The organism is Marinobacterium sp. xm-m-383, from assembly GCF_013283255.1.
In the GTDB taxonomy this organism is placed as follows: domain Bacteria; phylum Pseudomonadota; class Gammaproteobacteria; order Pseudomonadales; family Balneatricaceae; genus Marinobacterium_E.
Window position 1 is genome coordinate 220,631 of the sequence record NZ_WBYT01000001.1, and the last position, 20,700, is coordinate 241,330.

At 48.8% G+C, this 20,700-nt stretch carries 22 protein-coding genes; 16 read left to right on the forward strand and 6 right to left on the reverse strand.

What is annotated here, in order from left to right; all coding sequences use genetic code 11:
- Positions 1 to 8: 8 nt before the first annotated feature.
- Together gph and fba are read left to right on the forward strand one after the other, a co-directional pair.
- The gene (gene gph, locus XMM383_RS01055) at positions 9 to 671 is read left to right on the forward strand and encodes a phosphoglycolate phosphatase (RefSeq protein ID WP_173481512.1); all 663 of its coding nucleotides are present in this window, start codon (positions 9 to 11) and stop codon (positions 669 to 671) included.
- Between the two features lie 42 nt (positions 672 to 713).
- Complete coding sequence (gene fba / locus XMM383_RS01060; protein WP_173494376.1) at positions 714 to 1,748, forward strand: class II fructose-bisphosphate aldolase; 1,035 nt, start codon at positions 714 to 716, stop codon at positions 1,746 to 1,748.
- Positions 1,749 to 2,026: 278 nt separating this feature from the next.
- Here fba and XMM383_RS01065 read toward each other — a convergent pair whose 3' ends face one another.
- Entirely contained in the window at positions 2,027 to 2,482 is a 456-nt protein-coding gene (locus XMM383_RS01065) for a PaaI family thioesterase (RefSeq protein WP_173494377.1), read from the reverse strand.
- Positions 2,483 to 2,596: 114 nt separating this feature from the next.
- On the opposite strand from XMM383_RS01065, the gene grxB reads away from it, so the two are divergent.
- The 10 genes from grxB (at position 2,597) to htpG (ending at position 13,026) form a co-directional block, all read left to right on the forward strand.
- On the forward strand, positions 2,597 to 3,247 hold the full coding sequence (gene grxB / locus XMM383_RS01070; protein WP_173494378.1) for a glutaredoxin 2: 651 nt from the start codon (positions 2,597 to 2,599) through the stop codon (positions 3,245 to 3,247).
- A 129-nt stretch (positions 3,248 to 3,376) separates the two neighbouring features.
- A complete protein-coding gene (locus tag XMM383_RS01075) occupies positions 3,377 to 4,762 on the forward strand; it encodes an MFS transporter (RefSeq protein WP_173494379.1) in 1,386 nt (461 codons plus the stop codon).
- Between the two features lie 379 nt (positions 4,763 to 5,141).
- Positions 5,142 to 6,485 (forward strand): DEAD/DEAH box helicase, encoded by a 1,344-nt coding sequence (locus XMM383_RS01080; protein WP_173494380.1) that lies wholly within the window; start codon positions 5,142 to 5,144, stop codon positions 6,483 to 6,485.
- Positions 6,486 to 6,546: 61 nt separating this feature from the next.
- On the forward strand, positions 6,547 to 6,882 hold the full coding sequence (locus XMM383_RS01085) for a thiol-disulfide oxidoreductase DCC family protein (protein WP_173494381.1): 336 nt from the start codon (positions 6,547 to 6,549) through the stop codon (positions 6,880 to 6,882).
- 49 nt (positions 6,883 to 6,931) lie between these two features.
- Positions 6,932 to 7,255: a DUF3301 domain-containing protein gene (locus tag XMM383_RS01090; RefSeq protein WP_173494382.1), complete on the forward strand. Its 324-nt coding sequence runs from the start codon at positions 6,932 to 6,934 to the stop codon at positions 7,253 to 7,255.
- A 2-nt stretch (positions 7,256 to 7,257) separates the two neighbouring features.
- Positions 7,258 to 8,700: a YdiU family protein gene (locus tag XMM383_RS01095; RefSeq protein ID WP_173494383.1), complete on the forward strand. Its 1,443-nt coding sequence runs from the start codon at positions 7,258 to 7,260 to the stop codon at positions 8,698 to 8,700.
- Between the two features lie 44 nt (positions 8,701 to 8,744).
- Positions 8,745 to 9,833 (forward strand): DUF2235 domain-containing protein, encoded by a 1,089-nt coding sequence (locus XMM383_RS01100; protein ID WP_173494384.1) that lies wholly within the window; start codon positions 8,745 to 8,747, stop codon positions 9,831 to 9,833.
- A gap of 16 nt (positions 9,834 to 9,849) precedes the next feature.
- Complete coding sequence (locus tag XMM383_RS01105) at positions 9,850 to 10,323, forward strand: YaiI/YqxD family protein (protein WP_173494385.1); 474 nt, start codon at positions 9,850 to 9,852, stop codon at positions 10,321 to 10,323.
- Entirely contained in the window at positions 10,320 to 11,045 is a 726-nt protein-coding gene (locus XMM383_RS01110; RefSeq protein ID WP_173494386.1) for a DUF599 domain-containing protein, read from the forward strand. The genes XMM383_RS01105 and XMM383_RS01110 overlap by 4 nt, the downstream gene beginning before the upstream one ends.
- A 67-nt stretch (positions 11,046 to 11,112) precedes the next feature.
- On the forward strand, positions 11,113 to 13,026 hold the full coding sequence (gene htpG, locus XMM383_RS01115) for a molecular chaperone HtpG (protein ID WP_173494387.1): 1,914 nt from the start codon (positions 11,113 to 11,115) through the stop codon (positions 13,024 to 13,026).
- A gap of 169 nt (positions 13,027 to 13,195) precedes the next feature.
- On the opposite strand, the gene rarD is transcribed toward htpG, so the two are convergent.
- The 3 genes from rarD to XMM383_RS01130 all read right to left on the reverse strand — a co-directional run bounded on the left by rarD (position 13,196) and on the right by XMM383_RS01130 (position 15,568).
- Complete coding sequence (rarD, locus tag XMM383_RS01120; protein ID WP_173488952.1) at positions 13,196 to 14,098, reverse strand: EamA family transporter RarD; 903 nt, start codon at positions 14,096 to 14,098, stop codon at positions 13,196 to 13,198.
- The gene (gene hisC, locus XMM383_RS01125) at positions 14,095 to 15,171 is read right to left on the reverse strand and encodes a histidinol-phosphate transaminase (protein WP_173494388.1); all 1,077 of its coding nucleotides are present in this window, start codon (positions 15,169 to 15,171) and stop codon (positions 14,095 to 14,097) included. The genes rarD and hisC overlap by 4 nt, the downstream gene beginning before the upstream one ends.
- Before the next feature lie 208 nt (positions 15,172 to 15,379).
- Positions 15,380 to 15,568, reverse strand: coding sequence for a PA3496 family putative envelope integrity protein (locus tag XMM383_RS01130; protein WP_173494389.1), 189 nt, complete (start codon positions 15,566 to 15,568; stop codon positions 15,380 to 15,382).
- A gap of 212 nt (positions 15,569 to 15,780) precedes the next feature.
- On the opposite strand from XMM383_RS01130, the gene XMM383_RS01135 reads away from it, so the two are divergent.
- Entirely contained in the window at positions 15,781 to 16,455 is a 675-nt protein-coding gene (locus XMM383_RS01135) for an AzlC family ABC transporter permease (RefSeq protein WP_173484244.1), read from the forward strand.
- Positions 16,434 to 16,745, forward strand: coding sequence for a branched-chain amino acid transporter permease (locus tag XMM383_RS01140; protein WP_173481496.1), 312 nt, complete (start codon positions 16,434 to 16,436; stop codon positions 16,743 to 16,745). Before XMM383_RS01135 ends, XMM383_RS01140 begins: the two co-directional genes overlap by 22 nt.
- Here XMM383_RS01140 and XMM383_RS01145 read toward each other — a convergent pair.
- Positions 16,742 to 17,065 carry a metalloregulator ArsR/SmtB family transcription factor gene (locus XMM383_RS01145; RefSeq protein ID WP_254442871.1) on the reverse strand — a complete coding sequence of 108 codons (324 nt, stop codon included), beginning with the start codon at positions 17,063 to 17,065 and terminating at the stop codon, positions 16,742 to 16,744. The genes XMM383_RS01140 and XMM383_RS01145 overlap by 4 nt on opposite strands.
- A gap of 204 nt (positions 17,066 to 17,269) precedes the next feature.
- On the opposite strand from XMM383_RS01145, the gene XMM383_RS01150 reads away from it, so the two are divergent.
- Positions 17,270 to 18,172, forward strand: coding sequence for a universal stress protein (locus XMM383_RS01150; RefSeq protein ID WP_173494390.1), 903 nt, complete (start codon positions 17,270 to 17,272; stop codon positions 18,170 to 18,172).
- 5 nt (positions 18,173 to 18,177) lie between these two features.
- Here XMM383_RS01150 and xthA read toward each other — a convergent pair whose 3' ends face one another.
- Positions 18,178 to 18,993 (reverse strand): exodeoxyribonuclease III, encoded by an 816-nt coding sequence (xthA, locus tag XMM383_RS01155; RefSeq protein ID WP_173494391.1) that lies wholly within the window; start codon positions 18,991 to 18,993, stop codon positions 18,178 to 18,180.
- A gap of 310 nt (positions 18,994 to 19,303) precedes the next feature.
- On the opposite strand from xthA, the gene gorA reads away from it, so the two are divergent.
- Positions 19,304 to 20,662: a glutathione-disulfide reductase gene (gene gorA, locus XMM383_RS01160; protein ID WP_173494392.1), complete on the forward strand. Its 1,359-nt coding sequence runs from the start codon at positions 19,304 to 19,306 to the stop codon at positions 20,660 to 20,662.
- Positions 20,663 to 20,700 lie beyond the last annotated feature (38 nt).

Here is a 20,700-nt window from a genome sequence, read left to right on the forward strand (position 1 = left end):
TAACAGAAATGTATAAAGCGATGTTATTTGATCTTGACGGTACCTTAGTCGAGACGGCGCCGGAGATCTATGATGCCACCAATGCCACTTTAGAAGAGTGTGGTTATGCAAGGGTGACTCAAGAACAGGTCAACTCGTGGATAGGGCACGGCACACGTGCGCTGTTGATTAAAGCCCTGGCTTACATCCACAACCAATCCATTGAAGAGATTGAGTCTGGACCTATTTTGGCAGGCGCACTACCTGTCTTTGATAAGCACTATCAACGCTGCTGCGGTACCACCAGTTACCTCTATCCACATGTTTTAGAGGTGGTTAAAAAGCTTGGGTCTGAAGGGGTCAAGTTGGCAGTGGTTACCAATAAAGAGAGCCGATACACCGATCGTGTGTTAGCGGCTCACGGCTTAACGGAACTCTTCGATATTGTAGTCAGCGGCGACAGTTTTCCAGTGAAGAAGCCTGACCCAACGTCAATTTTAGACTGCCTTGAGCAGTGGCAAATCTCAGCAGAGGATGCACTGTTTGTGGGTGACTCCTCGATCGATGCGGCCACGGCGCGTAATGCAGGCATTGATGTTTGGTTACTTCCTTACGGTTACAACATGGGTGAACCGATTGAGTCGGCTAACCCCGATCGCGTCATTCAAGACTTTTCAGAGTTGGTGGATTAACCCATCAATTCAATAACTTAATCGACTCTTCGGAGGTAAATAATGGCACTTGTATCCCTACGTCAGGTACTTGATCACGCCGCAGAGAATAGCTACGGTGTTCCTGCGTTTAACGTTAACAACCTTGAGCAGGTGCAAGCGATCATGCAAGCAGCGCAGGCAACAGACAGTCCTGTGATTCTGCAGACATCTGCTGGCGCTCGCACCTACGCCGGTGAGGCTTATCTTCGCCATCTCATTTTGGCGGCTATCGAGACACACCCGGATCTTCCGGTTGTCCTGCATCAGGATCACGGTGCATCACCTGCAGTCTGTATGCAGTCGATTCGTTCTGGCTTCTCCAGTGTCATGATGGATGGTTCGTTAATGAGTGATGGTAAAACGCCATCGACTTATGAATACAACGTCGAGGTGACCCGACAAGTCTGTGAAATGGCGCATGTCGTTGGCGTATCGGTTGAGGGTGAGCTAGGGTGTCTGGGTTCGCTAGAGACGGGTGAAGCCGGTGAAGAGGATGGTCAGGGTGCTGAGGGTATTTTGAGCCATGATCAAATGCTGACCGACCCTGATGAAGCTAAAGAATTTGTTGAGAAAACTGGCGTCGATGCCCTAGCAATTGCGATTGGTACCAGCCACGGTGCGTACAAATTTACACGCCCACCGACGGGCGATATTCTCGCAATTGATCGTGTCGCGGCGATTCATAAAGCAATCCCGAACACCCATCTGGTGATGCACGGTAGTTCCAGCGTGCCACAGGAGTGGTTAGCGATCATTCGTGAGTTTGGTGGCGAGTTGAAACCGACCTACGGTGTCCCTGTAGAGGAGATCGTTAAAGGGATTCAAAACGGTGTTCGTAAGGTCAACATTGATACCGACATTCGCTTGGCAATGACCGGTGCTATGCGCCGTATGATGGCCGAGAAGAAGAGCGAGTTTGACCCACGTAAATTCCTAGCCGCAGCCCGCGATGCAGCCTCAGGTATCGTCAAAGATCGTTTCGAAGCCTTCGGCTGTGCCGGACAGGGCAGTAAGATCAAACCGATCTCAATGGATGACATGGCGGGTCGATACTAATCGACCCAAGATCCATTCAAAACGTTGGAGCGGTCTTGAAAAGGCCGCGATATCTCCTAAGATCAAAAGCATTTCTATCCGACTGGCGTCGGCTAGCCTTCTTCTTTGTGTGAGCGGTATTGACGGTGACTGGCCTTCAGCCTGTCATCCGCCGTGAGAATTTAATGCCTATCTGGAAAACACCGAAAAATCAGATGACAGGCTGAAGCCAGTCACTGTTGCTTTCAGATAAACTCTAATGAATACCAATCGCGGCCTTTACAAGACCGCTCCAACAATCACTCAACGCCAAACGCAACCATCTCAGCCTCTGCACAGAGCCTTTCATCGGCGGATAAGGTCAACTTAACTCGCACTTTACGCCCCTCGATGGATATCAGCTCGCCATGCAGTTCTAACTCCACGCCCATCGGAGTGGGGGTGATGTATTTAATATTTAATTGCCCTGTGACGTGGCGTTGAATCTTTGCATCTTTTTCGAGTGTTTCATGCTTCTGCAGGTAGCTGAAAGCGGCCGCTGATGCAGTGCCGTGGCAGTCGAGTAGGGAAGCGACCGCGCCGCCGTAAAGGTGTCCAGGAACGCCGCCGCTGTATTTGGTCTCTGGCGTGAAGCGAGCTAGGATGGTGTCACCTGTTACATAACTTTTCAGGTGCCATCCATCCGCGTTTGATCGACCACAGCCAAAACAGTGGCTATGGCTCTCTGGATAGAGATCTTGAATGGCTTGTTTCATTGAGACTCCTTCTCACATCTTTGAATAGAGAATAGCAATTATCTTATCTAGGTTGATACATACTGATGGATAAGTTGTGCTCTAATAAGCCATCCCCGATGTAAGAGAGGTGTTATGAAGCTTTTCCAATATGATCATTGTCCATTCTGTGTTCGTGCTGACATGGTCGCTAAATACAAACAGGTTAATTTTGAGTCGATTTACCTGCTGAATGACGATGCCGACAGCTGTATTGAGCGTGTTGGCAAAAAAATGGTGCCGATTTTACAGATTGATGGCCAATCTATGGGCGAAAGTCTGGATATCGCTCATAAGTTGGATGAGTTAGGCAAGGCTGATCAGGTAATAGTCGAAGGTGGTGATTCTGATCGTTTCACACAACCACTGATGTCAGTAAATCGCGCGATCTTCTCTCTGCTTTTTCCTCGCAATGTACAGATCGGTTTGCCTGAGTTTGAAACTCAATCGGCAATTGATTTTTATCGTGTGAACAAGGAAGCGATGATTGAGTGTAGTTTTGAGCAAGCTCTGGACAATACAGCTGAACACCAAGCCCTTGTAGAGCAGGTCTTAAATGATTTGCCTAAGCTGATTAAGCCTTCGGATAGAGGTGGGCAGCTTAGCTGGGATGACGTTATGATTTTTCCAATGTTACGCAACTTAACCGTGATCAAAGATCTTCAGATGCCCACGCAGGTTGTAGATTACATCAATGAAGTAGCACAACTGACCAATGTTGAGCTCTACACAGACAGGGCCATCTAAGGGAAGAAAAAAGAAAGAGAGGGGAAAGGGCTTCACCCTCTCAAAGGGGTGTTTACAACAGCTGTGTACATAATAGTGTGCAAAGCTGACATTTAGCTGATGGCTAAAATTTTTTCACAAGGACGTTAGATGACACAGTTTGCGCGTTACTATCAGCGTTATTCAAAAGCTCGACTAAAAGCACTGATTATCCTCAGTCTAGCGATTCTGCAGTTTCCTTTAGCCGTGTCGGCATCTCTGGTCGCACTACCTGCCATTGCTCAAGATCTTCAAGTCAATGCGGTATTGATCAGTTGGATACCGGCCATCTTCCTTCTGGTGAGTTTGATCTCCCAACTGCCAGGCGGTCGTCTATCGGATCTAATCGGTCTCAAAAAGGCTTTCCTCATCAGTTGTGGTCTCTTTGCGTTGGGTGGTGCCATGGCGGCTTTTGCGCCCAATATTGAAATACTGTTAGCAGGGCGTGTGGTACAGGGGGCTGCCGGGGCTATCCTAGCCAGCGCGGGTATGGCCATGATCTCCCGTATCTACGCAGCAGGTGGACGAGGGGCCGCTTTGGGTTGGATGACATCAGCCGTCTATCTCGGCATGACTGCAGGCCCGCTAATAGGTGGCTGGTTGGTCGATCTGTTTGGCTGGCGATCTGTGTTTATGTTGCCGGTACCGATATTGCTAGGGGTCATTTTATCGATTCGACTGTTTATTCCGGGTGAATGGAAAAGCAGTGAAAAGCATAAGATCGACTGGGTCGGTACAGCCATTTTCTCAGCCGCCATTGCAGCTCTCTATTTTGGCAGTACTCGCCTGATTGAACTCAACGGTTGGTTGCTTGCACTCTTAGGAGTAGGTCTGGGTTATCTCTTCATCAAATGGTCTGGCAAACAGGCATTTCCACTGGTGAGAATCGACTTGATGATGAAGAATAAAACCTTCATCAACTCTGCAACCGCGGCCATGTTTATGTACGCTAGCCAGTACGGCATTGTCCTGATTTTGTCACTTTATCTGCAATACAACCGCCAACTGTCGCCAACGGATACTGGGCAGCTGATGATGCTTCAAGCGTTGATGATGACGATCATCGCGCCTCTGGCAGGACGCGTCTCTGATCGAATAGGGCACCGTCTACTGGCGACGGGAGGAAGTTTGTCCATAGCCCTTGGCTTACTGGCGTTAGCGTTGATGAATCACGAGACACCACTTTGGGTGATCGGGCTCTGTATAATGGTGATTGGAACGGGCCATGGCATGTTCTCTACCCCAAACAACTCCGCCGCACTGGCAACACTCCCTGCAGAGCGAATGGGTATAGGCTCAGCCATCCTCAGTCTATCGAGACAGAGTGGCCAGTTGATCGGAATGGCGGTGATTACCCTGTTACTTGGACTCTACTTTGCTGGCGCCGCAATAGGGGAGTCTGATCCACAGCTTTTAGAGAGCGTCACAACCAATGCCCTGACAGTATCGCTGTTAACCGCACTGCTAGCGGCTTGGTTCTCGTGGAGAAAGGTTTAAATTGAAGCAGGTGACAGGCTAAAGCCAGTCACTGGAGCGCTGATCTTCCTACGAACTATGGTGACTGGCTTTCAGCCTGTCACCCGCTGTTGAAATCGATCGGGGTTTCAGCAGAGCTGAATTCCCTCCTACAATAGGACTTCGCGATAAGCCCGCAACGGAGTCCTACTGGAGCTAGCCCTAAGGTCGAAGCGAAATGTCAAAAACATCGCTTCGCCTATTCAGGTTAGCTCGTTCTCAGTCGGACGGGGAACAGGGTGCCAGATTCAAATCTCGTGCCAGTAGTCCCCGTCCGACTGAGAACGAGCACAATGGTTTTTCACGTGTGCCTAGCCACGCTTTATGTTACTGTGCGCGCCTTAACATTTTGAGTGTCCTCATGTCTTTCGAATCTCTTGGCCTTTCGGCTCCTCTTACTCGTGCAATAGCTGAAAAAGGCTATTCAGAAGCGACTCCTATTCAACGTGAAGGCATTCCTGCCGTGATGTCCGGTAAGGACGTTATGGCGGCTGCGCAAACGGGAACGGGTAAAACTGCTAGCTTTATTCTGCCTCTGCTCGAGAGATTGCAATCTGGCCCTAAGGTAAAAAGCAACAATGTTCGTTCATTAGTGCTGACACCGACTCGTGAACTGGCGGCTCAGATCCAAGACAATGCTGAGTTCTATGGCAAATACACCGACCTCAAAAGCAATGTGGTTTTTGGTGGGGTTAAGATCAACCCACAGATGCAAAAGCTTCGCTCGGGTACGGATATATTGATAGCGACACCGGGTCGCCTTTTGGACCTCTACTCGCAGAATGCAGTTCGTTTTGATCAGCTTGAAGTGCTGGTATTAGATGAAGCGGATCGCATGCTCGATATGGGCTTTATTCGTGACATTCGCAAGATCCTTAACCTGCTGCCTAAACAGCGTCAAAACCTAATGTTCTCTGCGACCTTCTCCCCAGAGATCAAAGAGCTTGCCCACGACATCGTCAACAACCCTGTAGAGGTCTCGGTTTCACCAGAAAATGCGACCGCCCACACCGTTGAGCAGTGGGTCATTGGGGTTGATAAGAAGAGCAAGACAGCGGCTCTCATCGATTTGATCAAGACCAATAACTGGTTTCAGGTGTTGGTCTTCAGCCGAACTAAACATGGTGCAAACCGTCTGGTCGTTCAGCTGGATAAGGCGGGTATTACGGCAGCGGCTATCCATGGCAATAAGAGCCAGGGCGCTCGCACGCGTGCCTTACAAGCTTTTAAACAGGGCGATATTCAGATCCTTGTGGCTACCGACATAGCAGCACGTGGTATCGATATTAAAGAGCTGCCTCATGTGATTAACTTTGATCTTCCCAACGTGGCAGAAGATTATGTACACCGTATCGGCCGCACCGGTCGTGCCGGCAGTGTGGGTCAGGCGGTATCCTTGGTCTCTATTGATGAGTTCGATCAGCTTCGAGCGGTTGAACGTTTGACGCAAAAGCTTCTCGAACGTCGCGACTTGAAGGGGTTTGCTCCAAACAATCCACTGCCAGAGTCTAAGCTACAACCGCCGTTGAAACCGAAAAAACCGAAAAAACCTAAGAAACCAAAGCAGAAAGCGGAGGGTGCATCTGCACAACCAGCACCGCGTCAAAATCAACCAAGACGCAATAGACCGGCTGATGGAACACCCAAACGTAAACCTCGCCGTTTTGGTGGTAATCGCAAAAAGCCAGTTAACCGCGATCTGTAATCTGTTTTAATCGACAGATTATCCGGTCATCCGCTTTGAGAAGTGTTTCGTATCTTCTTACATGAAAGAGACACTCTACTACGATGGAAAATGTTCGCTCTGTGTTGCCGAGATGGATAAGTTGGCAGTCATTAAGGGAGAACAGTTAGAACTCCAAGATATCCATGAGGTATCGGATCAACTGACAGAAGAGGAGCGTATTAACATGCTTAAGGTTCTTCATCTGCAGCGTGGTGATCAGTGGGTAACTGGAATCGATGCGAACATAGCCGCTTGGCAGCATACCCGCTGGGGTTGGATTTGGCGCATTCTTGGTTGGCCAATCATCAAGCCCATAGCTAATCTGGCCTATAAGCGCTGGGCACGGTGGCGATACGATCGCCTCTATACTAAATAAAGTTGCTTGATTAGACTGTCGACATTCTCACACTTTATAGGCCATCAGCGTGTTTATTGAACTTACCGATCTTTTTCTCCTGACTCTAGTCGCTGCTGTTATCTATATTTGGTACAAAGGCCTAGCCGTTAGAGAGCGCGCACTTAAAGCGGTTGAGAGTTACTGCAACAAATTGGATCTGCAACTGTTGGACCAAAATGTCTCTTTGCGTGCGCTTTGGCTAAAACGAGATGATAGAGGCCGCTTGGCACCCTGGCGTCGATATCAGTTTGAGTTCACCACGACCGGCGATCAGCGCTACCGTGGCCAAGTAATTCTTCTTGGTAATCGTCTAGAGAGTATTACCTCAGAGGCTCATAAGTTTGAGGATTAGCCATGTCTAAGCTCAATTTTGATAACAGCTATGCCCGTTTACCCTCTCATTGGTATCAGTCGGTCTCTGTCACTCCGTTAAAGAACACGCATCTAATCAGTTTCAACGCACCACTGGCTCAAGCATTAGGGCTAAACCCCTGTGAATGGGCGCCCAGTCAGTTGGTGGAAACTTTCACCACTGAACAGGGCCCAGAGGGTGCCGAACCCTTGGCCATGAAATACACAGGTCACCAGTTCGGTGTCTATAACCCAGATCTCGGTGATGGGCGAGGTATCTTGCTCGGCGAGCATCTGGACCCTGCTGGTAATCGATGGGATTTCCACCTTAAAGGGGCGGGTAAAACAGCCTATTCGCGCTTTGCTGATGGCAAAGCGGTGCTTCGCTCCAGTATTCGTGAGTACCTTGTCAGTGAAGCGATGTTTGGTCTGGGCATTCCCACCACACGTGCGCTGGCTATTTTTGGCAGTGAGGAGTTTACGCTTCGAAATGGGGCAGAGCCCTGTGCTCAAGTGCTTAGGGTGACACCTTGTCACATACGTTTTGGCCACTTTGAGTACTTCTACTATTCAGGTCAGCATGAGGACCTGAAACAGCTTGCCGATTACGTGATCGATCGTTACTACCCTGACGCGAAACTGACTGAAAATCCCTACCTGTTCATGTATCAACAGGTTGTTGAGCGAAGTGCCTACCTGGTTGCACAGTGGCAGAGTTACGGGTTTGTTCATGCCGTGATGAATACCGACAATATGTCGATCATAGGAGAGACCTTTGATTATGGTCCGTTTACCTTCATGGATCGATATGAGCCGGATCACATCGCCAATAAAAACGATGACAGAGGTCGATACGCGTTCAGTAATCAACCGAGCATCATGCAGTGGAATCTTGCGGCCTTAGCTCAGGCGTTAATCCCTCTGATAGATAAATCCAACCTGGAAGCTCAACTCGAGAGATTCTCAACACTCTATTTTGACGCCTATTACACTAAGCTCTCTCAGCGGTTGGCACTACCGAATCCAGGGGTCACTCATAAAGCGCTGATCGATGAGATGCTCGCGTTGTTAGAAAAACAGCAGGGTGATCTCAATCGTTTTTTGCTGGCTTTAACGGATCTAGAAAAGGGCGAGGCTTTGGGTGCTGAAGTAGAGAGTCCCGAATCCTTTTCAGACTGGTTAAGCCGATTCTATGCAGTACGTCACTCAGAAGATGAGCAACTAAAATCACGTCTGGATTACGCAAAAACCTTAAATCCTGTCTATATTTTACGTAACTACATGTGTGAAGAGGCGATTCGCGACGCTCACCAAGGTGACTATCAACGCGTGAATCATCTGCTTGCCATGGTTCGTGAACCAACCAAGTACTATGCGCCACTGGCAGACTATGCAGATGCTCCACCGAAATGGGCAGAGGGAATCTTCTTAACCTGCTCATCATAGCGATCTCAAGCGCACAGTACTTCTAATAATGACAGGAGAATCTGGTGCGCAATTTACTGCTAGCATTTGATGGTACTTGGCAAAAAACCGATTCGGATTTGAGTGATGGCGATCAAAACAGCCATGTTGTGCGCTTGGTTGAGGCTCTTCACAATTCAGACACAGATCTCCCACAACAGGTCCATTATCTCTCTGGCGTTGGTACTTCAGCCTGGCAACAGATTCGAGGAGGTATCTTTGGTTGGGGGCTCTCTGACAAGATAGCCGAAGCCTATTTATGGTTGATGGAGCACTACCAAACGGGCGATCGGGTCTACCTGGTCGGCTACAGTCGAGGGGCATTTGCGGCGAGAAGCCTGTCAGGTCTTATTGATCGATTGGGTCTGCTTAAATTTGAGCATCTAGAGCAGTTCGAATCCTGCTACCAGCTCTACAGACGCGGCACCCGTCGTGAACAAAATCGCTTCAAAGCCCAGTTTGCCACTCAGATTCAGATTGAGGCGATTGCCGTTTGGGATACCGTCGGGTCGTTGGGCATTCCATTAGGTAGCTTTAAACAGTTAAACCGCTATCTTTGGGGCTTTCATGACACACGCTTAGCTTCCAATGTGAAGCGAGGCTTTCAAGCACTGGCCATTGATGAGCATCGTGCTGATTTCATACCGACACTCTGGTCACCTATGCTTGAGGCGCATCAGAGTGTTGAGCAGCGGTGGTTTGCCGGATCGCATGGAGATGTTGGCGGTGGAACAGACTCAACACTCTCAACTCACTCTTATCAATGGATATGCGAGTCATTGATTCACTCGGGTCTTCAGTTAGATGCTGAGTCTGTGAAGAGTCAAACGTCTAACTTTGAACTGCCTCACGACTCGTTTGATCAGTTTTTGGGTGGGCTGTATGACTGGTTTAGCGATCGCCATTGGCGTCCAATAGGCGTTTGTCAGAATCGATTTGAGACGATCGATCTGAGTGTGTTTGAGTTAATGAACAACACCAGTTACCGTCCCAAAAATCGAGTAGGTCCCCATCTGACCTCCTCTCTATCTTACCAATTGTGTGAAATTGATCATCTATATCAGTTTCAGACTTGTTTTCTCGACGGGGAAGAGGGGATACTGAACGCTTCTTAGATTTCAAGGAATGAGTGTGAAAGTTTGGGTTGATGCGGATGCGTGTCCTGTGGTGATTAGAGATATTCTCATCAAGGCAGCACTCAATCGAAAAGTAGAGATGGAGTTCGTTGCAAACCACTTCTATCAGTTACCTAATTCCCCCTATTTAAACTGGCGTCGAGTCCCTCAGGGTGCCGATCAGGCTGATCAAGAGATCGTTGATCGAGTGACCGCTGGTGATCTTGTCATCGCTACAGATCTTCCGTTGGCTAATGATCTGATCGATAAAGGGGCTCGCGTACTTACCCATCGTGGCGAGGCCTTAACGAAAGAGAACATCAAAGCGCGCCTCAATCTGCGTGACTTCTACGAAACCATGCGCGCTAGCGGTATTCAGTCTGGTGGCCAATCGGGTATGAGTCAGGCAGATCGTCGTGAGTTTGCCAACGCGTTGGATCGCGCTTTAACGGCAGCACAGCGTCAAGCGCAGCAAGGAGGCAATGCATGAACTCATTGTTAGAGATGCTGATCTCACTCAATCTGGACCTGGTCGCATTGATCTGGTTTTTGATCTGTTTCAACGGCTATTTCGTCTACGCTAAGCGCGCCAGTTATCGCGTTACCTGTCTGGCTAGCCTAATGCACCTCTATCGTAAGGAGTGGATGCGCGCGGCGCTGGATCGTGAGGTGAGGGTGGCTGATACCACGACGATCACCAACTTAGAGCGTGGTGTCACCTTCTTTGCCAGCACCACGATGCTGATTTTGGCCGGTCTTCTGACCCTGCTCTCTCGCTCTGATATGGCGATCGACCTTCTTTCGGAACTGCCGTTCACGGAGCCGATGACCAGACTGCAGTGGGACCTGCGCATCATCGTGCTGATGGTGATGTTTGTATACGCCTTCTTTAAATTCACCTGGTCTATTCGCCAGTATGGATTTGTCTCGGTCATGATTGGTGGCGGCCCCAACCCCAAAGAGAATGCCGATCCACGGACTCTCGATATGCACGCAGAACGCTCGGCTCGCATGGCCAGTATGGCGGCAAATAACTTTAATGCCGGCCTACGAACCTACTACTTTGCCATCGCAGTGCTAGGGTGGATGGTCAATACCTGGCTCTTTATGTTCTTGTGTGCAGTGGTTGTCTGGATTCTCTATCGTCGTGAATTCAGCTCTTCGACGCTAAGAACCTTAATGATGAGTACTGATATCAACGCCAAGGGTTGAAATTAGATCGGCATCCCCCATATCTGATGGAGTGTTAATCAGTAACTTGGGAATTCAGGTCTAAGCTATGACAACCGAAACGAAACAAGAAACTCTTGGCTTTCAAACCGAAGTGAAACAGCTGCTGCAGCTGATGATTCACTCTCTATACTCTAATAAAGAGATCTTCCTACGTGAATTGATCTCCAACGCTTCAGATGCGGCTGAAAAGCTACGCTTTGAAGCCTTGTCTAACGCCGACCTCTACGAAAACGATGGTGAACTGCGTATTCGCGTCTCTGCTGATGAAGAGAACAATACCATTACCATCGAAGATAACGGCATCGGTATGTCGCGCGATGAGGTCATTGAGCACCTAGGTACCATCGCTAAATCAGGTACCGCTAGCTTCCTGCAAAATCTGACCGGCGATGCTGCAAAAGATTCACAACTGATCGGTCAGTTTGGTGTCGGTTTCTACTCGGCCTTTATTGTGGCTGATCAGGTTGATCTATACACCCGTCGTGCTGGTCTAGACGCGGCAGAGGGTGTTCACTGGTCCTCTAAGGGTGAAGGCGAGTTCGATATCGCAACCATCGACAAGCCCGAGCGTGGCACGCGTATCGTCATGACTCTGAAAGAGGATGCGAAAGAGTTTGCCAGCGATTGGCGCCTTCGCTCTCTAGTCACCAAATACTCAGATCACATCGCGATGCCTGTGCAGATGGAGAAACAGCCCATGCCGGCAGAGGGTGATGAGGAGTCATCAAAGGATGCGCCTGAGATCGAAACGGTTAACAGCGCAACGGCATTGTGGACTAAGAACAAGTCAGAGGTGACCGAGGAGGAGTACAAAAACTTCTACCAGCACGTCTCTCATGATTTCCAGGAGCCAATTAGCTGGGCCCACAACCGCGTTGAGGGTAACTTAGAGTACACCAGTCTTCTCTACCTACCGTCCAAAGCACCGTATGATCTTTGGAACCGTGAAGCACCTAAAGGGCTTAAGCTCTACATTCAGCGTGTCTTTATCATGGATCAAGCGGATCAGTTCTTGCCGCTCTACCTGCGCTTCATTAAAGGTGTCGTTGATTCGAAAAACCTATCACTAAACGTCTCTCGTGAGATTCTTCAGAAAGATCCAAACGTTGATAAGCTGAAGTCCGCTCTGACTAAGCGAAGCCTCGATATGATCGAGAAGTTCGCTAAGAAGGATGCCGAGAAGTACCTAGAGTTCTGGAAAGAGTTTGGTCAGGTCTTGAAAGAGGGCCCTGCGGAAGATCATGCGAATCGTGAGCGCATTCTTAAGCTAATGCGTTTTGCATCGACCGAGAACAGCAACGGCGATCAGAACGTTAGCCTGGACAGCTACATCGAGCGTATGGGCGAAGATCAAGAGAAGATCTACTACCTAGTTGCCGATAGCTACAACGCGGCTAAAGCGAGCCCACATCTAGAGATCTTCCGTAAGAAGGGCATTGAAGTGCTGCTTCTGACTGATCGCATTGATGAGTGGATGATGAGCCACTTGATGGACTACTCAGGCAAGTCGTTCCAAGACGTCACCAAAGGCGAGTTGAAACTGGATGGTGAAGAGTCTGAAGAGAGCAAAAAAGCTCAAGAGGAGCAGAACGAGCAGTACGCATCACTGATTGAACGTCTTGGCGGTGTATTTACCGACCGTGTCGACTCTGTCCGTGTCTCACAGCGTCTAACCGACTCTCCAGCCTGTCTGGTGCTTGGGGATTACGATATGGGTCTACAGATGCGTCGTATCATGGAAGCGGCTGGCCAAGCAGTTCCAGAGACTAAACCCGTCTTTGAGTTCAACGCAGAGCACCCACTGATCGGTAAGCTTGATCAAGAGTCCGATGAAGATCGTTTTGCTGATCTGGCAATGATTCTGTTGGATCAAGCTCAACTAGCGACCGGCGGTCAGCTAGAGGATCCAGCAGCTTACACAGCTCGTCTGAACAAACTGCTGTTAGAGTTGAGTGCTTAAACACTCCACTTGAAGCAAAAAGGCCTGACACTGTCAGGCCTTTTTTGTTCGCGGCCTTTTCAAACCGCTCCAACAAAATTAGGCACAGTTGGATCAGACCAAAGGTCAGACCCGCAGCTGCGTAGCCAGTTTAACACTCTGGTGTCTGACCTAAGGTCTGACACCGCTGTTAACCGTTTGCCTTAGCCTTACGAAATAGATCGACACTGAACACAATCAGCCCCACCCAAATAAAAGCAAAGCTGATAAAACGATCGATGCCGAAGGCTTCGTTCAAAATGAACACAGCGCTAAGAAACTGCATGATCGGGGCGATGTAGTTTAGGAAGCCTACGGTACCTAACGGAAGCTTTCTGGCGGCAGAGGCAAACAGCATCAGTGGAACAGCGGTCATGACGCCGGCACCGATTAACTCCCAAGTGAATGCTCCGAAATGATCAACACCCTGGGTGGCTAGCAAGCTTAGGTAGATCAGAGCGATCGGCAACATGATTAGGGTCTCAATCAACAATCCGCTGACTGAATCGACCGCTATCTGCTTACGCACGACGCCGTAAAAGCCGAACAGCAGCGAGAGGCTAACAGCGATCCATGGGAACTCGCCAATGGCGACTATCTGCCATAAGACCCCGACAGAGGCAAAAAAGACCGATGTTTTTTGTAGCCTATTGAGTTGCTCTTTAAAAAAGATCAGCCCCAACAACACCGCAACCAAAGGTGACAGAAAATACCCCAGACTGGCCGCGATCACTTGGCCACTGCCTACCGCCCAGATATAGATCCACCAGTTACCACTGATTAGCAGTGATGAAATGGTTAACCAGAACAGCGTCTTCTTGGACGTTAACATCGTCCAGGTGGAACGGATTTTTTTCTGTAGAAGAATCAGCAAGCCAACAAAGAGCACACACCAGACAATACGGTGTGCTAACACCTCGTCGGCGGGTACCTCGGCGAGTAGGGTGAAGTAGAGTCCAAAGCAACCCCAGATTAGATAGGCTAGGGTGCCTTGGAAGAGTCCTTGTCGATACTCTTTGTGTGAGTCCTGTTGTGACGCTATTGATTGGTTCAAGCGTCTAGCTCGACCATATCAGGGTGCGATTTGAGTGCGTCGATCAATGCATCCATCTCAGCATCGGTACCAATGGTGATGCGAAGGAAGTTCGCGATCTCAGGGCGACTGAAGTGGCGAACTAACACCCCTTTAGTACGTAAATAGCCCATCAACTCACTCCCCTCAATAAACCGGTGCTCGGCAAAGAGGAAGTTGGTTGCTGATGGAAGTATGTTGAAACCTAGCTTTTCAAGGCGATCACGAGTGGTCTCGCGCGTTGCGATGATTTTGTCACACATCTCCTTGAAGTAGGCGCTGTCTTTCAATGAGGCAACACCAGCAGCGATCGCGAGCATATCCATAGGGTAGCTGTTGAATGAGTTTTTAACTCGATTTAAACCGTCGATCAGATGGGGTTGTGCGACGGCATAACCAATGCGCAAACCAGCAAGTGAGCGCGACTTAGAGAAGGTCTGTGTCACTACTAGGTTAGGGTATTGATTCACTAGCTCAATGGCCGATTCGCCACCAAAATCGACGTACGCTTCATCCACCAATACCACCGTTTCAGTGTTGCGATCGAGTAGGTTTTTGATCTGATCTAACGGCAGAGCTAACCCAGTAGGAGCATTCGGGTTGGCAAAAATGATACCGCCATTATCCAGTGGGTAATCCTCTAAAGAGATTGAGAAATCATCATTAAGTTTTTGATTCTTAATCTCAATTCCATATAGATCAGCATAAACATCGTAGAAGCTGTAAGTGATGTCTGGTTTGACCAGTGGCTTCTCTTGACGGAAGAAAGCCATAAACGCATGAGCCAACACTTCGTCTGAGCCATTACCGACAAATAGATTTTCGTTAGGCACACCCAGAGTGGTTGAAAGCTCGTTGATGAGCGCAGAAGACTCAGGATCTGGATAGAGGCGTAAGCGATCGGTCTCAAACGCGTTTAACACTTCCTGAACCCCATGTGCAGGGGGGTAAGGATTCTCATTGGTGTTGAGTTTAACTAAGTTGGCAACCTTAGGTTGTTCACCGGGTGTATAAGGAACGAGATCATTGATCTGCGGGCTCCAAAACTTACTCATAACGAAACCTTACAAATGGATAAATTTGAGCTGAGATAGTATCAGAAGCGAAGTAGGGAAAGAAGAAGAGGTCGACCGGTGTCAGCTATTGATACTGCCACCGGTCGGGTGTGCCGAACTTGCCCTCAATAATTAAGGTCAACTTCAGTCAACTCCATATAAACAAAGTTAAACTTTGACCACAACCTTTTTTTATTAAGACTTAGGCCTAGTAAAGTTCGTCGTAAGCGTCACGTAACTGACTGGCTAGAACGCGATCATCCATAATATCTTCGATCTGACGTCTGCGCTTAGCAGTGTATCTGGATCGGTTACGTTGGCTCTCTTGCTCTTCGAATTGATCATTCCAATCGTCGAGGTCTTCGATCTTTTCATCGACACGGACTTTGCTGCCCATCTCTTAATCTCACTCTATAAAATTGATCGCTCAGTTCTGACGCTAGTCACGGTCGAGGGTTACCGTTAATGCGGAATATAGTTCATGCTTAGAATTTTGAGAAAATTAATTTTTTCAATCTGATTTCAATAAAAATCGATATTTTAACTATCTATAAAGTTGACCTGATCAAGAGCCTGAGCGAGGATCGCTTTTTTACGAGAAGTGAATGCATGCATCTTTTTAGACTCTCATTGCCGGTTCTATTTGGCTACCTTCCACTTGGGATGGCCTTCGGCGTGCTGTTTGTCACCGAGTTGGGATTGGATTGGTATTGGGCCGTCGCATTCAGCGTCATTGTGTTTGCCGGCTCTGCCCAGTTTTTATCGGTGGGTTTGATTGCCAATCATGCAGGGCTGTTAGAAGTGTTTGTGGCTGTTTTCCTCCTGAACAGTCGCCACATCTTCTATGGCCTGACACTGCTATCTTCGCTAAAGCTTACTGGGTGGCGTAAGGCCTATATGGTCTTCGCATTGACCGATGAGACCTTCTCACTGATTACCGGGCTGCCAAAAGAGAGCGGCCTGCAGCAGCAAGATTATTGGCGCTTGGCAGGCATCAATCAGAGCTACTGGGTTTTCGGTACATTGATTGGTGCACTATTGGGTGCTCAACTGACACTGCCCGATTTAGGTTTGGAGATAGTGCTGCCAGCACTGTTCGTGGTACTGGCCGTTGAACAGTATCGAACGCATAGAGCGGCGGGTTTGATGTTGATAGCCTGTTTGATTGGGCTGATTGCCATTTGGCTTTGGCAAGATCAGATGCTGTTGCTATCGATCACTACCGCACTGGTTCTAATGTTAATTAACTACTTGAGGCAGCGATGGACCAGTCACTCTATCTGATCAGCTTTATAGCGTTAGCAGCGTTGGCAACAGTGGCAACACGTGCGCTACCGTTTCTCTTTTTATCGCGTCACAGTCAGCACCCACTACTGGAGTATCTGGGTCGCTATCTGCCACCGGTTTTGATGGTGCTGTTGGTGGTGTATGCGGTCTCTGATCTGCCGATGGCCAATCAACAGTGGGTAATCAGTCTGGGAAGTTTAATACTGGTGGCCGTGACTCAGTGGTTGAGCAAAAATGCGCTGCTCAGCATTGCGCTGGGCAGCCTGTTGTACATGCTATTGATTTAAATACCGCAGTACATACCGTGCAGAGTGCTGATAATTCGTTGTGCACGATCGCCTTCAAGTGAGTAGTAGATCGTTTGCGAATCTCGACGAGTTTTAACTAGGCCATCACGACGCAGCACCGCTAGGTGTTGTGACAGGGCAGACTGGCTAAGATCCAGATGCTCGTTTAGTTCGGTGACAGAGAGCTCTTTACCTTCCAAGTAGCAAAGAATCATCAAGCGACTACCGTTCGCGAGTGCCTTCATCAAGCGCGCGGCCTCTTTTGAGTTTTCACGCATTAGCTCTAATGTGTCTGCGGGTAGGCGTTGTGTATCTGTCATAGTTGAACTCGGTATTGATCTGTCCCAAAAGGGATGTTGATTTGCTTAATTAGCAGTTTTGAATATAACGACTTGATGGGTGTTTGTAAATTTTTATTATCCACTCGCATCGTTTAATCGCCCTTAATTGCGCTGAGTCACGCTCATTTCGACAGTTAACGCTATACTGCAATTAATCGCATAGTAGAGGGTAGGAGAGTATTTATGTTCCAACGAGTCCTGGTCACCAGTGAAGAGTCACACTACTCCCCGCAGCCACTGTTAAAAGCGTCGGCACTCTGTGCAGAGTCGTCTCATATTGAGTGGTTTCAGTCGGTCTATAACGCTGCGTTTGAAACGGCGACGGCGGAAGATCAACCATCACAAGAGGATGCGTTGGCACTCTATGTGACGCACAGGCTCAACCAAGCTGAGCGGCACATCGAAGAGTTAGACCTACCACAGGATGTAGCGGCTGATATTCGTTGGCACCCTAGCTTTCTTAAAGCGGCACTAGAAGAGTCAGATCGTTACCAGCCTGACTTGATGGTGGTACCCCGTGTCAGAAAACATGATCTGTTGGATTGGCTAATCGGCGGTGATGAACAAGAGTTGGTGCGTCGTCTCCATGAACCGGTTCTGCTAGCCAATGATCAACCCTGGCAGGCCCACCCAAGGATTGCTGTAGCCATTGATCCTTTCCACCTGGATAGTCGAAATCACAAGTTGGAGAAGCAACTGCTTGAGGTGGCTGATCAGTTTGCACAACGGCTGTCAGCTGAGCTTCATGTCGTTCACTGTTTTCAAACACTTCCACAGAGCGTCATCTATGATGAGCATTTAGTGGAAGATTTTGAGTCGCTTCAAAAACAGGTGGGTGAGGAGCATCGTCAAAGAATTGAATCGTTGATTGAACCTCTAAACCGTCCATTGGGTTCGCCACTGCTTAAATTGATTGTGGGGGATGCGGATGAAAAATTGCCTGAGTTCTGTCAGCAAGAGAAGATCGATCTGTTGATTCTGGGCGCACCCGAAAAAGGGTGGGTGGAGCGCTTCTTAATGGGCAGCACCACCGCACGTCTTTTAAATAGAATAGAGTCCGATATTTTGGTTATTCACGATCAATAAAGTATTTAAAGATCGAACTTAGCCCAGACTGGTGCATGGTCAGAGGGTTTTTCCATACCGCGAATATCCAGATCGATGCCGGTCTCCACGCACTTTTGCATTAGAGGTTTGGTCGGCATGATCGCATCGATACGCAGACCCCGTTTAGGCGTATCTTCAAACCCGCGACTGCGGTAATCGAACCAACTAAACAGGTCGTTGGTTTCAGGATGTTGCTCACGGAATGAGTCAACCAGTCCCCAGTCATACAGGCGCTGTAACCACTCACGCTCCTCGGGTTGGAAGCTGGTTTTACCGGTTTTAAGCCAGCGCACACGGTTGGGTTCACCGATACCGATATCCTTGTCGGTCGCAGAGATGTTCAAATCCCCCATCACCAGTAGATTGCTGTTGGGGTCATTATCATTTTGTAGGTAGTCACTGAGATCAGCGTAGAATTTGCGTTTAGCGGGGTATTTTGTCTCGTGAGCTATGTTCTCGCCTTGCGGGAAATAGCCGTTAATGACACGCAGTGTCTCTCCCTTGGCTGTTTTGAAATCCCCGATGATCATGCGACGTTGAGCATCCTCATCATCGGTGACAAACCCTTTTTGAATCGACAAAGCCGGCTCTTTGGAGAGAAGGCAAACCCCGTAGTGGGTCTTTTGACCATGGAAATAGGCGTGGTAACCCAGCTTCTCCATCTCTTCAATCGGGAACTGATCATCATGCACCTTGGTCTCTTGAATACCGATGACATCGGGCGAGTGGCTATCCACCAAAGCCTGCAACTGATGAAAACGCGCACGAATGCCATTGGTATTAAACGAGACAACAAACATAACAACCTCCAAAGTTTAGTGGCTTGGATGCTACCGAAAATGGGGGAGGGTTAAAAGAATAACCCTGTTATTGTTGGAGCCTTATCAAAGATGAGGCGATCTTTTCGGTGACTGGCTTCAGGCTGTCATCCGCAAGTATGCTTTACTACTTACCTGGAAAACGCTGAGATAGTGGATGTCAGGCTGAAGGCCAGACACCGGTGCCAATAGCCCCACTCAATCACATCATTTGCGCTTCTTAATTGGATGCAGCCTCTCACACAGGGTAAGCTTAAGTGATTGAATATTAATGATCTCAGATAGGTAGAGCATGAGCGGTTACGATTACGATCTTTTTGTTATTGGTGCAGGGTCTGGTGGTGTGCGTGCGGCGCGTATGGCGGCGGCGAAAGGGGTTAAAGTGGCCGTGGCAGAGGATCTCCATTTGGGGGGTACCTGTGTCAACGTCGGTTGTGTGCCTAAAAAACTCTATGTCTATGCATCGGAGTACATGCAAGAGATCGAAGAGGGGCGCGGCTTTGGTGTCAATGCAGACTCAGTCAGCTTTGATTGGGCGACGCTGCGTGATAACAAAAAGCACGAGATCGCTCGCCTCAATAGTATCTACGGTAAATTGTTGGATAACTCGGGTTGTACCCGCATCAATGGACGTGCGACGGTGACAGGTCCTAATTCAGTCAGCGTGAATGGTGAAACAATAACGGCTGAGCGTATTTTAGTGGCAGTTGGTGGTTGGCCGTTTGTGCCCGATATTCCTGGTAAAGAGCACGCAATCACATCAAACGAAGTCTTTGATCTAGACAGCTTCCCACAGCGCGTCATGGTGGTCGGTGGCGGTTACATTGCCATTGAGTTCGCCGGTATTTTTGCTGGTCTGCAAGCACAAACGGAACTGGTCTACCGAGGCGATCTATTCTTGCGTGGCTTTGACCAAGAGGTTCGTGAGTTCACGGCAACTGAAGTGGTTCGCAAAGGGATTAAATTAAGCTTTAATACCGATGTCGCTAGCATTGAGAAACGCTCTGACGGTGCACTCGATGTGACCCTGTCTAACGGTGAAGTCCGTGTTGTTGATCAGATTCTGTATGCCACAGGTCGTGTGCCTAAAACGGCCAACCTTGGGCTCGAATCAGCCGGCGTTACGCTGAATAACAAAGGTGCCATTGAGGTTAATGATCGTTTTCAAAGCTCAGTGCCATCAATTTACGCCTTAGGTGATGTGATCGATCGTGTTCAGTTAACGCCCGTCGCACTCGCTGAAGCGATGTCGTTGGTTGATCACCTCTATGGCAGCGATGAGGGCGAGCTGCCTAACTATGAGTTAATCCCAACGGCAGTCTTTTGCCAGCCCAATATCGGAACCCTGGGTTTAACGGAAGAGCAGGCGCGTGAACGCTTTGACAGCGTGGATGTCTATGTCTCTGATTTCAGAGCGATGCGCCACACCATCTCGGGTAGTGAAGAGCGCACACTGATGAAACTGATCGTGGAGTCTGCTACTGACAAAATCGTGGGTATTCATATGGTCGGGGCGGATGCCGGTGAAATCTTGCAAGGTCTTGCTGTTGCAGTCACCGCTGGCGCGACTAAACGTGATTTCGATCGAACGATCGGTATACACCCAACCGCTGCTGAAGAGTTTGTTACGATGAGGCAGAAAACCCGTTAAGCATTGAAGTCACTGGTATCGGTTTGTTAGATGGCCGA